The organism is Mycobacterium sp. NGS41 (assembly GCF_059812725.1).
Genome location: NZ_JCALDF010000018.1, coordinates 61,246 through 73,696 on the forward strand (window position 1 = coordinate 61,246; position 12,451 = coordinate 73,696).

Consider the following 12,451-nt stretch of genomic DNA (forward strand, 5'->3'; position numbering starts at 1 on the left):
CCGAATCGCCAATGCCGCGGTTAATCGTGCACGGATCACCGCGCGGTGGGCCGACCTTCAATTCGATGGACTGGGATTCGTCTGTCCATCAGCTCGCCATGCTGGAGAGCATGCCGGGCTCATAGGACCCTGCCGGGTTGCACACAATCACGTTGAGGCGGTTGGCGGCGTTGATCATGGCGACCAGAGAGACGAGCGCGACGATCTGGTCGTCGTCGTAGTGCTCGCGCACCTGCGCCCAAGTCTCATCGGACACGCCGCGATGGGCGTCGGCGATACGGGTGCCTTCCTCGGCGAGCGCCAGCGCGGCACGTTCGGCCGGTGTGAACACGGTGGCATCCCGCCAGGCGGCGACCAGGTTGAGCCGCACCGCCGTTTCGCCGGCGGCCGCAGCCTCCTTGGTGTGCATGTCGGTGCAGAATCCGCAGCCGTTGATCTGGCTGGCGCGCAACTCCACCAGCTCCTGGGTGGACTTCGGCACCGTCGACTGTGCGATCACCTGACTGACATTGGCGAACCGCTTGGCGAACTTGGCGCCGATCTCGGTGGTGAACAGGTTGATACGAGGTTCCATAGTTGCGTCCTTACTTCTAAAGGTGCGTGCCGCAAAGGTCGTTCGCGCGGCGTCTTACGTACATAAGATGCCGGGCAGCCGATCCCTGTGACAGCACAGCCGTGTGATGCGCACCACTTCCAGGGGGTTGGGCCGCAAACGGACAGCGGATCATCGCTGAAGTACCAGACCTGACAACGACCCCTTTGCCCGCGAAGGCCGACCGCCTCGACGTACGGGACGGCCGGTCCGCTGCGCGATTCAGAAGGCGATCAAGTCGTCGATCTGGTTGATCGCCGAGGTGGCGCCCTCGACGACGCCCATGTCCAACACCTGCTGAAGCGCCTCAGCGGACTCGAAGGTGCTCACGTAGGTCGCACGAGTGCCGCCTTGGTGCTCGGTGAAGGTGTAAACGTTCCTGGATACCGGCAGCCCGGGATTCGGGTTGAAGTCCAGATCGGCGAAGCCGTCGTCGAAGGAGAAGCTCGTCGGCTCGTCCACAGCCGTGATCTCCCAATATCCGGCGTGCTTGTCGCCGTCGGGTCCGGTCATGAAGTAGGTCGTGCGGCTGCCGGGCGTGAGGTCGTGGTCGACAAAGGTCGCTGGATACGTCGGCGGACCCCACACCTTTTCCAGCTGACGCGGGTCGGCGTAGATCTGCCAGATCCGCTCCACCGGCGCAGCGAAATCGGCGGTGATCGTCAGCGTCAGGTTGTCGAAGTCCTGCTGGACGTCGGTCACGGGCATGGTTCAGCCTCCTTAGTTGGGGTCGGATGAGATGAGTCCGTCGATGCGTGCGATGCGACCACGCCACACCTGTTCCAACTCCGTGAGCATGGACGCCACCGACCGCACCGCTGCTACGTCACCGCTGGCCAGCTGCTCACGACCACTGCGTCGCTTGGTTAGCAATCCGGCCTTCTCCAGCACGGCGACGTGCTTCTGTACTGCGGCGAAGCTCATCTCGTACTTCGCCGCGAGCGTGGAAACCGAGTGCTCCCCGGCCAGGGCCCGGCGCATGATGTCACGCCGGGTCCGGTCAGCAAGCGCGTGGAACTGGGCGTCTACCCGGCGCTCGTCGTCCTCGGTCACATACCGAACATACAACCAATTGGTTGTATGTTTCAACGCCCCCTCGCCGTAGAGCCGAGAGCCCGCAGATCAGACCGCCGGACTATCGGCCAGACAGCGATGCCGAGCCAGGTGCGTGTTGGCTTTGGTATCCGCATGGCCCCGGAGTAGGCGGGCGACTAGCCCGCTATCGAATCGCGTGTGTCTAGCACTCGGTGGGTGACCGCGCGCTGCTCGACCTCTAGGCGGCCTTGACCCTCCGCACGGTCTCGGCAAGAAGCTCGTCGAGCGTATTCAGCGCCAGCGGCGGCGTGTCCGCACCGAAAAGGCCACCTTCATTCGAACTACTGATGATGATCAACCCCCGCACCTGGCTGACTCTCATGGCCTCGACGCCTTCGCTACACATGTCGTGGCCGCGGACCGAAAGCGTCCGCATCCATCGATGCGTCAAACGCACCGTGTCCTCGCCTTCGGCGACCGCCGAGTCTGCTTGGAGGAATTGGTGATTCTGCCGGTCGGCACACACCGACGGTTTCGTCGACAGATGCGCGGTGCAGTTGGCGATCTCGCTCCGCAGATCGGCCAAGTAGTCAACGCCTACACGTGCGTGCTTGACGATCACGAAGGGTCGAGGTGGTTTACCCTGCTGATCCCACTTCGATTGGTCGAAGTCCTGCCAACTTGCAAGCGGGTCGTAGTGGGGTGTGGAGCCATGATTGTCAGACGGGCACAGCGACCAGCTTGGGCCGCCGGGGACGCTGCTAGTAGCAATGCTGAAGTTGGTGCTGGCTTCGATGGAAGTGTCCGTTGACAGGGGCGGAAGCAGCGTCGAGATCTGGGCCAGGCTCCAGTCGGCGAGGTTGGGCGGCAGCGCCGAGCGTGGGCGTGGTCGTCCCGCTGCGCGGATCAATTGGGACAGAGTGTGATTCCGCGACGTCGCCGACGGATCGGTGGTGCGATACCACGCCTGAACTATGACCCCGTTGGCATGCACGGTCGCGGCCATATGGGTGACATAAGGCCATTGCCCGTCGATGTCACCCGCCTGGTACCGGGTGAGCTTCTCGCCAGACTCGGCGACCTGCCACCCCTCGACCCCGTTGTCGTCCATCGTGCGGGCAATGCCCCACATGGGACATTGGTGCGCCCACGCGGCCATCGCAGCGATGAGGTCATTGCCTTCGCCTGCGACGAGCACCCGAAGGTGGACGGACTCGCCGCCGCGCGACAACCGATTGTCAAAAGGCGTTCCATTGGCGTCGGTGGCCGGGCGGTACTCCACATCCAGTTCTGGTCCGTCCTTCGCTGCGAGCCTGGACAGATGCTGGCAATCAACCGGCGCAGACTCCCGAGCCGCTCCGGGCGGTACTGCGGCGAATCCTGGCCGGGCCGCGAACACGTCGACGGCGTCGAAAAGATTGGCGTCGACGTCAGCCAACCCAGGTATACAGCGCGCCAACCGATCTGGTGCACAGTCCGCGAGTTCTGTCGGCGCGGCTGTGAGCGTTGCCGGTGTCGCCTCGGGTTTCGGCCTGTGCGCCGTACATGAGCACAGGGTCACGGCGAGCGCGGCGATAATGCCCAGGCCCGCCGCCGAATGAGCGAAGCGCCGCGAAACTGAGACCAGGTGTTTGCCCGGCACTCCCTTATGCACCGCCTGGGATCGCGTCCAACCACGTGAAGGCGGCTACAACGAACGACACGACAACTATCGCCAGGCCGACCGTCGGCCAGATCCACATCATCCAACGGCGCACACCCGCGACGACTGTGCCGGTGCCGGCCACCAGAACCGCAACAACGGCTGCAATCCAGATAACCGCAACTCCGCTCCACACGTGATGGTAAAGGCGTGCTATCTCCGGGCTGTCACAGTTGTCGCTGCAGATGGGCATCATCATCCATAAGGACGGAAAAAGTGAGACAACCACCGACAACCCGATTGCCACCAGAAGCGCCGTGAACAAAACCACCGTCGCGACGATGTCAGCAGTTGATCGCGTTCGGGCCCGCGCGTCGGCCGGCGGCGAATGCCAGTAGCCGGAGACATTGCCGCCGTATGGGGTGCGCGGATCTGGCATCAGGCCCTGCTGAACTCGCCCGCGGTGTCCTGGCCGGTCTAGGTCATCCACACTTAAACGCGTCCCTCATGGGAGTCATCGGATCACCCTAGCGCTGGCTCGTTCGCTGCTCACCTGCGGTCGCTCAAAAGCACGCCAGGGCTGAGTTGCTCGCCCGGACAAACGCAAAAGGCCCCAATTCTGTTGTGAATTGCGGGCTTTCGCGCCTGCGCGTCAAACTGGCGCTACCTCGCCTGCACGAGCTGATTTCCGTCCGCGTCGAAGAGCTCCTTGGACCAGCGGTCGAGGACCTCGGTGCTGTCCCAGTCGTCCGGGTGAAATCCCGGGCGGGTGTAGGAGGCGATGCGACGACGGGTCTCGGCGCTCAGCAACGGCGATTTGCGGAAATCGTTGAGGCTGCGCAGCAGCCGTCGCGGGTTGTAAGACGCGCGGTCGCGGGCCATGGACCGGACCGTCTGGAGGACCATTTCGGCCAGGAAGATCACCGTGGCAATCCGCATGGCCCGCACCCGGGTCCGCTCTGTTCCGCCGACCGCTTGGAAGACATCGAAGGCCACCGCTTTGTGCTCACACTCTTCGAAGGCGTGCCACAGCAGGATCGGGCGCACGTCCGATCGGCCCAGCAGGTCCAGCATTTCGTCGTCGGTCAGCAGGAGCTCCGCCAGCGTCGCCGTGTAGTGCTCCAGGGCAGCCGTGCCGGCCAGAGCCATCTCGGTGGAGAACACCTTTTCCAGCTTGCCGAGTAACCACGTGACGTGGCGGTCCATCCGTGCGGTGGGATAACCCATGTCCTGCAGTCGGTCGTTGAGTATCCGATGCTGGTGGCGGTGGGTGGCCTCCTGGGCGATGAATCCCTTGACCGCCTGCTGCAGTTCCGGGTCGGTGATCTGGTCGCGATAGTTGCGCACGGATCGGATGAAATAGTCCTCGCCCTCCGGGAACGCCGCAGACAACATCGCCATGAAGTGGCTCATCACCAGGTCGTCGCCGGCGTAATGCTTCCGGGCGCCCGTGGGAAGCGTGAACTGGACCCGACGAGCTTTCAGTGCAGGGCGTTTGGACGGCACTGTGCTGGACATATCGGTCTCCTGTCGGTACACGATTGCATCTGACTTTATGCGTAGTCAGATAAGAATGACAGACTGTAGGCCGTGAGCCCGGCGCGGATCTATGGCGGCATGACGGCCGAGCAGCGTGAGGCCGGACGTCGAGCACGCCTGATCGATGCGGCGATTGAGCTGATGGGCACCCGAGGCGCTGCCGACACCACGGTGACCGCGCTCTGCGCCACGTCCGGGGTTACCTCGCGCTACTTCTACCAGCACTTCGCTGATCGCGACGCGCTGCTGCGCGCCGTGGCTGAGCAACTCCGCGCCACAATGCAAAGCGCCATCGTGCGGGCTATCCCAGAAGGGAGCCTCACGCCCGACGCGCTGGCGCAGGCCCCAATCCGCGCGATGCTGACCATGATCCACGACGATCGGCGGCTGGCCCGGATTCTGTTCGTAGAATCCGGCACCGAACCCACCCTGCGCCAACTCCGCAGCGAGCTCCTGGCCAGCTTCGCCGACCTCGTCTGGCAACAGGCCCGGCTACATCTGGACATCTCCGATTCCGCGGTCAAGGTCGGCCAACTCGCCGCAATCCTGGGCGTCGGCGGGGTGTTCGAAGTGCTGCGCCGCTGGGCCGACGGCGAACTCGACTACCACCCGGATCAACTCGTCGAGCACTGCGCCGGGTTGTTGGGCAGCCTCGCCGGCTACGTGTTGACGGACCGCGCCGCTGAATAGCGTCGGCATCTCGGGGTGGTCAGCAAGTTGCGGTGCCGCCTCAACAAGCGCCGCCGCCAACCGTTTCATGATGTCCTCGATTTGCGGCGGTTGGCGACGGTTTGCCGCGGGCGCGGCGCGCGCCTGATCGTGGACAACACGACCGTCACGCCACTAGGACAACAACCGCTGGCACTGGATGCTGACCTCGTGGTGGCCAGCGCCAGCAAGGCCCTGTCCGGTCACAGCGACCTATTGGCCGGGTACGTGGCCACCAACCAGCCCGAATTAATCGCCGCCGTAGAACGCCAACGGTTGCTCGCGGGCGCGACCCTGGGCGCATTCGATGCATGGTTGCTGCTGCGCAGCTTGGGCAGCGCCGGACTGCGCTTTGAACGCCAATCCGACAACGCCCAGGCTCTAGCGAAGATGCTGCGGGACCATCCGGGCGTACGGACGGTGCGCTACCCAGGGCTGGTCGAGGATCCGGCGCATCGAGTGGCCGCGGCGCAGATGCGCAGATTTGGTGCCCTCGTCGCCGTCGAGTTCGCCGACGCGGGCACAGTGCACCTTCTCGTGCAGCGCAGCGAGCTACTGATCGCGGCGACCAGCTTCGGGGGCATCCACACCTCGGTAGATCGCCGGGCCCGCTGGGGAGACTCCGTCGCGGACAGCTTCGCGCGCATCTCGTTAGGAATCGAGGACACCGATGACCTTCTGGCCGACGTAGAACGCGCCCTCGGAGCCAGCTAAGGAATACCTTTCTCGTATCGATGAGTTCGCGGACGCCGAAGCGAGTTTCATGTAACACGTCGAAACGGATCAGGGAAGCGTCTCACCGCGCCATGTTGGCGAATCGCGACAAGTGCAGTTGATGCGCGACGGTGACCGTCTTGGTCGGACCATTACGGTGTTTGGCGAGAATGAAATCCGCCTCTCCCCCACGTGGATCATCACGCTCAAACGCATCCGGGCGGTGCAAAAGAATTACCACGTCAGCATCTTGCTCCAAAGAATTATGCAAATTAATTCCATTTGCCACAAAATTATGAGTACCATCTACAGTTCCGTCATAAACGTCATATTCGCCGATGCTGGTGATTTCCACAATTCGATCCCAAAAAACGTCGGAGGTAGCCAATTCGTGGAGTTCAGCATCGTCAAGCCTCGCCGCGACCCTGTGTAGCAGCGGCCTTCCTGGTGCATGTTGTGACCGCGACTCACACAGCAGTGCCTTCGTAGCGGCCCTGAACTCGCTGGGCATGACAGGGTTGCGGGCCATAACTTTTCGTACCTTTTGCCAAACTTCCACGGGCGAGGTATCACCGCCTGGACGCCGGGTGCGCGACGCTAGCTGTTGGAGCACAAACTCCGCGGATCTACCACGCGCACCGTAGACACCAACTTTGGTCAAGAATGCCGTTTGATTCTCTGCGCCGTCAATCCACAAATTCCAGCAATCGCGATAACCCATCTTGCGCATCCGCGTCACCCGGCTTTGAACGCCCAGCCGAAGCAACAATTGCGCGACGTCGTCAATTAGACGTCGGCTGGTCGACGCGTAATAAATCTTGCCTTGGCCTGCGACATGTTCCCACCGCACTGACCCATCCGTGGCCCACAGATGCCGCAAGAACAGCGCCACCTGGTCGTTGGGGGCGCGAAATACGGCTTCTGGCACGAACTTTTCGCAACTGCGCAGCCCGAACAACCCTAGGCCGTCTAGCCAGGCCGCGATGGGGTTGCGCTTGCCATGCGTCAGCCGGTACGGCGCCGGCATCTGCAGCGTCGTCACTCGTGCGGCCGGGTACTCGTCGCGGACAGCGGTCACGCCGAAGTGCGCGGCCGATACCGTCACGGCGACGAGGTTCGCTTCGTCCACCGACGCATAGCGAATCGGCTGGTTCTTCACACACAATCCGTCGCCGATCATGTGGGCCAGCATGATCAATTCGGACTCGTCCATCCGCTGCGTGTCAACGGGTTCTGGCACCCGCCGGGGTGTTGCGATTCGATCGCCAATCTTCAGCTGCTCCAACGGAGTCCAGCCCTCCAGCTTCATGAAGGGATGGTTACCGGTTGCCTCAACCTCCCGACCTGAGGCCAGCCGAAGCCGGAACACCTCCTTGCGGCCGCTGGGGAACACATTGGTCATCGGCCTGGCGACCATGCGCAGCCGCTCGTCCAGCGACCACACCAGGGGACGTTCGCCGGTTTGCATCAGCTCGCCGAACGTGACCTCGGCGCCGTTGTCGGCGCGCAGGATTCGCGTTGCGGCGGTAAGGCATCCCGACTCGCGAAGATCGGCCAGCATCGGTTTCTTGTCGGTACGCTGCTCGGGCCCACGGTTGAGCTGGCTGATCGCGACCACCGGAACCTCGAGCTCCTTGGCCAACAGCTTGAGATGCCTTGAAAACTCCGACACCTCCACCTGCCGCGACTCATGCTTCTTGCCCGAGGTCATCAGCTGCATGTAGTCGACCACAATCAGCTTCAGGCTGGCTTTTTGCCGCAGCCTTCGCGCCTTGGCGCGGATCTCCATCATGGTCAGGTTGGGCGAGTCGTCGATATACAGCGGCGCCTCGCTGATTTCGCTCATCCGTCGCGCCAGCCGGGTCCAGTCGTCGTCGTTCATCCGGCCCGAACGCATGTCGGAGAGTTTGATTTTCGCCTCCGCCGACAGCAGCCGCATCACGATCTCAGATTTGCTCATCTCCAGCGAGAAGATGACGCTGGCCATGCGGTGCTTGATCGAACACGAGCGCATTAAGTCCAGACCCAGGGTGGAGTTGTGGGTCGGGATCATCCCGCGGCCGGCCAGGTACAGATGTGCAGCGTTGTCGACCTGAACGCAGCGCACCGCGATGCTGGGTACGCGGCGCACGGAATCGACTTGCAGCACCGGAGCCAACACCGCGGTCCGCCCCTCGGGGTAACGCGCGATCGATCCGGCTGCGCCGATGGTGTCAAAGCCGCGACGCAACCGAGACGACGTCCGGATGCCATAACTCGTCGGCCACTGGTGTTTAGCGTCGGCGACTATGACTGTGCCGTCTGAGAACTCGATCTCGTAACAGGGGCGGCCCAGCATGATGTCGGTCGCGGCCACCACCCGCGTCGGCAAGCCATCAGCATCAAGCAACTCATCGCCAACGCTGACATCGCCCATCGTCGTCCAACCGGTCGGCGTCGGCAGCGGCGTGTCGAGCGCGAGCGCTTTCCCAACACCGGGCCGCGCCGCGACGATGATCATCTGCCCCGGATGCAGACCGTTGGTCACCTCGTCGAGTTCGGTGAAACCCGTTGGGACCCCACGCGCCAGGCCCCCGTTGGAGGCGATGGCGTCGATCTCGTCCATCGTCGGCTGCAGCAGGTCCTCGAGTGGGACGAAGTCCTCGGAGAGCCGGCGGTCGGCGACGTCGTAGATCTCAGCCTGCGCACGATCGACCACCTCGGCGACGTCGGCGCCCTCGGCGCCGGCGTAGCCGTACTGCACTACCCGCGTTCCGGCTTCCACCAGCCGGCGCAGCAGCGCCTTCTCGGCGACGATGCCCGCGTAGTAGCCCGCGTTCGCGGCCGTCGGCACCGTCGAGATCAGGGTGTGCAGATAGGGCGCGCCGCCGATCCGCCGGAGCAACCCGCGACGGTCCAGCTCGGCGGCCACCGTCACGGCGTCGGCCGGCTCCCCCCGCCCGTACAGGTCGAGAATGGCGTCGTAGACGTTCTGGTGCGCGGGGCGGTAGAAGTCACCGGGCCGCAGCCGTTCCAGCACATCGGCGATCGCATCCTTGCTCAGCAGCATCCCGCCCAGCACCGACTGCTCGGCGGCGAGATCCTGCGGGGGCTGACGGCCGAAGTCCTCACTGGGCGGCGTGGCATCCATGCCCGGGTGCCCCAGCTCGTCGACGACCGCCATGCGCTCTCACCTCCTCCGGACACCCGAACATACATTCGACGACTGTTCTCCAGAGCGTAAGTCTCGGCACTGACACACCCACCCCATGCACCTGCCATCGCCTCGCGCCGGGATGACGCTAGACGTTGCTGGGAAGTACTCCAAGGGGGTGCTGTTCATTAAGCTGTGCATCGCGTGTGCATATCCGTCGACACCTGTGTTAAGCGGGGTGTGGAAAACCTGTGGATCAATGCGGGGCGGTACTACATCACTGCTGATAAACGTCCCACGACGCGGCACATCCAGTGTGGACAACAATCTCTTCGGCGTGTCGGCCCAGGTTACCGAGTCGGGCGTGTTGGTTTTCGGCCAGATTTTCGGTGCGTTAAGCCCCGGTAACTACGGGCGGCCCTCGAGTCGGCCGAAATAGTTCGCCAGAGGCGTGGCCGATACCGGAAATTGTGACTATGCGGACCGATTTCTCGACATGATGAACGTCGTGTGGCAGAGAGGAGCGGTATGTCGCAGTACTTGACCGACAAGGTCATCATCGTGACCGGCGCAGCGAGCGGCTTCGGCAAGCTGATTTCGGAGAAGTGCGCCGCCGGTGGCGCGAAGGTCGTCGGCGTGGATGTCAGTGCGGAGAGCCTGAACGAGGTTTTCGAGGGCATCCGGGCCGCCGGCTTCGAAGGCACCGCCCAGGTCGCCGATGTCACCGACATGGCACAGGTCAAAGCGGCGGCCCAGCATGCCGTCGACACGTACGGCGCCATCGACGTGATCGTGAACAACGCGGGGGTGATGCCGCTGGCGTTTTTCGCCGACCACGAACGCGCCTGGGAGAAATGGCACAAGGCGATCGACATCAACATCAAGGGCGTCGTGAACGGCATCTCAGCCGTCTACGACACGATGATCGCGCAGGGCCGAGGCCAGGTCGTCAACATTTCGTCCATCTACGGCAACGCCGGAACCGAAGGCTCGGGCGTCTACAGCGCGACCAAGGCGGCAGTCAATGCGCTCTCGGATTCGTTGCGGATCGAGGCCCAGGGCAGGATCAAGGTGACCACGATCAAGCCGACCGGCGTCCTCGGCACCAATCTGGCCAGCGGAGTCGTCAACGAAGCGGCGGCCATCGGCATCGTCGGGCAGAAGAGCCCTCAGTTCTTGGAGAACGTGGGCAAGTTGCAGACCGGAGCCCTGCAACCCGAGCAGACGCAGGTGGACTCAATGGGGTACTGGCTGATCACCCCCGACGACCTGGCAAACGCGGTTGTACACGTCATCGACCAACCCTGGGGCATCAGCATCAGCGACGTCACGGTACGGGCGAGCGGCGAGAACTACGTCTACTGACCGCCGAAATCAGCTTCCGGCGACGACCTCGAGTGCAATCTCGACATCGACCTCGGGGTGCAGATGCACCGACACCGGATGGGTACCGACGGCCTTGATATGCGCCTTGGGCAACCGGACGATTCGCTTGTCGAGGTTTGGCCCACCGGCCTTCTTGATGGCGGCGACGACGTCGCCGGCGGTCACCGAGCCGAACAACTTACCCGAATCGGACGCGGACTTCACCGGCAGCGACACCGGCCCCAGCGCCTCGATCGCCGTCTTGATTTCGTCGGCGTGCTCCCGGTCGCGCACGGTCTTGGTTTCGCGGGCGCGGCGGATCTCATCGGCCTGCTTCTGGGCTCCACGCGAGGCGACGATCGCCAACCCGCGCGGCAGCAGGAAGTTGCGGCCGTATCCGTTCTTGACTTCGACCGTGTCGCCGACGGCACCGAGGTGGTCGACGTCAGCCGTCAGAATCAGCTTCATCGTGTTGCATACTCTCCGTTGGACAAGTGGCCGGTTACCGGGCCGACGAGGTGAAAGGCAGCAGCGCCACCTCGCGGGCATTCTTCACCGCGAGCGCGACGTCGCGCTGGTGCTGCACGCAGTTGCCGGTGACCCGGCGCGCCCGGATCTTGCCGCGCTCACTGATGTAGGTCCGCAGTAGGGCGGTGTCCTTGTAGTCGATCGATTGATCCTTCTTCGCGCAGAAGACGCACTTGCGCGCCTTGACCGGCTTCTCCGGAGCCGGGCGCCGCTTACCGCTGGACTTGGCCATGTCTGTCTTTCTTTCCGTTCCTAAAGTGCCTTGAAGTATTGATCAGAAGGGCGGTTCGTCGTCGCCGCCACCGAAGGAGCCCGACGCCGGGGCGCTGCCCCACGGGTCGTCAGCCGGTGCGCCGCTTGGCTGTGCGGGCGGCGCCTGACGGGATCCGCCGCCGCCTCCGCCAAAGCCGCCGCCACCGCCGCCGCCGCTGCGGCTGGCCTTGTTGACCTTGGCCGTGGCGTACCGCAGCGAGGGACCGATCTCGTCGACCTCGACCTCGACAACGGTCCGCTTCTCGCCTTCGCGAGTCTCGAAAGAGCGCTGCTTGAGCCGGCCGCTGACGATCACCCGGGCCCCGCGAGTCAGGCTTTCGGCCACGTTCTCAGCGGCCTCGCGCCAGATATTGCATCGCAGGAACAGCGCCTCGCCGTCTTTCCATTCCCCCGCCTGGCGGTCATAGATCCTGGGTGTGGATGCCACGGTGAAGTTCGCCACGGCGGCACCCGACGGGGTGAACCGCAGTTCGGGGTCGGCGGTCAGGTTACCGACGACGGTAATGGTGGTGTCACCAGCCACAATTTTCCTCCTGAGTCCGCCCTGGTCTCGACTTGGTCATCACGAGCTTTTTAACAGACTAAGCAACCGTTCTGACAGGTGGCAGTCAGTGCTTGTCGGTGCGCATCACCTTGGTGCGCAGCACCGACTCGTTGAGGCTGAGCTGACGGTCAAGCTCGGATACCGTCGCCGGTTCGGCCTTGAGGTCGACGACGACATAGATGCCCTCGGCATGCTTGGCGATCTCGTACGCCAGCCGGCGCTTACCCCAGATGTCGATCTTCTCGACGGTCCCGCCGTCCTTGCGGACGACGTTGAGGAACGTCTCCAGGGACGGAGCAACAGTGCGTTCGTCGAGCGTGGGGTCAAGAATGACCATGATTTCGTATGGACGCATGGAAACCTCACCACCTCCTCTGG

At 63.6% G+C, this 12,451-nt stretch carries 13 protein-coding genes and 1 pseudogene; 3 read left to right on the forward strand and 11 right to left on the reverse strand.

Features of this window, described 5'->3' with window-relative positions; genetic code table 11:
• Positions 1–88: 88 nt before the first annotated feature.
• From AC5Y21_RS16965 to AC5Y21_RS16990, 6 genes are all read right to left on the reverse strand, one after another.
• The gene (locus AC5Y21_RS16965) at positions 89–574 is read right to left on the reverse strand and encodes a carboxymuconolactone decarboxylase family protein (RefSeq protein WP_499913904.1); all 486 of its coding nucleotides are present in this window, start codon (positions 572–574) and stop codon (positions 89–91) included.
• 240 nt (positions 575–814) lie between these two features.
• Positions 815–1,300, reverse strand: a complete 486-nt coding sequence (locus tag AC5Y21_RS16970) for an SRPBCC family protein (RefSeq protein WP_499913906.1) — start codon at positions 1,298–1,300, stop codon at positions 815–817.
• Positions 1,301–1,312: 12 nt separating this feature from the next.
• Positions 1,313–1,645 carry an ArsR/SmtB family transcription factor gene (locus AC5Y21_RS16975; protein WP_499913908.1) on the reverse strand — a complete coding sequence of 111 codons (333 nt, stop codon included), beginning with the start codon at positions 1,643–1,645 and terminating at the stop codon, positions 1,313–1,315.
• A 220-nt stretch (positions 1,646–1,865) separates the two neighbouring features.
• Positions 1,866–3,065 carry a hypothetical protein gene (locus tag AC5Y21_RS16980; protein WP_499913909.1) on the reverse strand — a complete coding sequence of 400 codons (1,200 nt, stop codon included), beginning with the start codon at positions 3,063–3,065 and terminating at the stop codon, positions 1,866–1,868.
• Positions 3,066–3,273: 208 nt separating this feature from the next.
• A complete protein-coding gene (locus AC5Y21_RS16985; RefSeq protein ID WP_499913911.1) occupies positions 3,274–3,708 on the reverse strand; it encodes a hypothetical protein in 435 nt (144 codons plus the stop codon).
• 224 nt (positions 3,709–3,932) lie between these two features.
• Positions 3,933–4,787, reverse strand: coding sequence for a metal-dependent hydrolase (locus tag AC5Y21_RS16990; RefSeq protein ID WP_499913913.1), 855 nt, complete (start codon positions 4,785–4,787; stop codon positions 3,933–3,935).
• A gap of 72 nt (positions 4,788–4,859) precedes the next feature.
• On the opposite strand from AC5Y21_RS16990, the gene AC5Y21_RS16995 reads away from it, so the two are divergent.
• Both AC5Y21_RS16995 and AC5Y21_RS17000 read left to right on the forward strand, forming a co-directional pair.
• Positions 4,860–5,498: a TetR/AcrR family transcriptional regulator gene (locus AC5Y21_RS16995; protein ID WP_499913914.1), complete on the forward strand. Its 639-nt coding sequence runs from the start codon at positions 4,860–4,862 to the stop codon at positions 5,496–5,498.
• A gap of 60 nt (positions 5,499–5,558) precedes the next feature.
• Positions 5,559–6,230: pseudogene (locus AC5Y21_RS17000) on the forward strand (PLP-dependent transferase); the annotation flags it as partial.
• Positions 6,231–6,312: 82 nt separating this feature from the next.
• Here AC5Y21_RS17000 and AC5Y21_RS17005 read toward each other — a convergent pair.
• Positions 6,313–9,393 (reverse strand): replicative DNA helicase, encoded by a 3,081-nt coding sequence (locus AC5Y21_RS17005; RefSeq protein ID WP_499913916.1) that lies wholly within the window; start codon positions 9,391–9,393, stop codon positions 6,313–6,315.
• 498 nt (positions 9,394–9,891) lie between these two features.
• Here AC5Y21_RS17005 and AC5Y21_RS17010 point away from each other — a divergent pair, with 498 nt between their 5' ends.
• A complete protein-coding gene (locus AC5Y21_RS17010; RefSeq protein ID WP_499913918.1) occupies positions 9,892–10,728 on the forward strand; it encodes an SDR family oxidoreductase in 837 nt (278 codons plus the stop codon).
• A 9-nt stretch (positions 10,729–10,737) separates the two neighbouring features.
• On the opposite strand, the gene rplI is transcribed toward AC5Y21_RS17010, so the two are convergent.
• The 4 genes from rplI to rpsF form a co-directional block, all read right to left on the reverse strand.
• Positions 10,738–11,196: a 50S ribosomal protein L9 gene (gene rplI, locus AC5Y21_RS17015; RefSeq protein WP_499913919.1), complete on the reverse strand. Its 459-nt coding sequence runs from the start codon at positions 11,194–11,196 to the stop codon at positions 10,738–10,740.
• A 34-nt stretch (positions 11,197–11,230) separates the two neighbouring features.
• The gene (gene rpsR / locus AC5Y21_RS17020; RefSeq protein WP_499913921.1) at positions 11,231–11,488 is read right to left on the reverse strand and encodes a 30S ribosomal protein S18; all 258 of its coding nucleotides are present in this window, start codon (positions 11,486–11,488) and stop codon (positions 11,231–11,233) included.
• A 42-nt stretch (positions 11,489–11,530) separates the two neighbouring features.
• Positions 11,531–12,052, reverse strand: a complete 522-nt coding sequence (locus tag AC5Y21_RS17025) for a single-stranded DNA-binding protein (RefSeq protein WP_499913922.1) — start codon at positions 12,050–12,052, stop codon at positions 11,531–11,533.
• An 85-nt stretch (positions 12,053–12,137) separates the two neighbouring features.
• Entirely contained in the window at positions 12,138–12,428 is a 291-nt protein-coding gene (gene rpsF / locus AC5Y21_RS17030) for a 30S ribosomal protein S6 (protein WP_046182478.1), read from the reverse strand.
• Between the last annotated feature and the right edge of the window lie 23 nt (positions 12,429–12,451).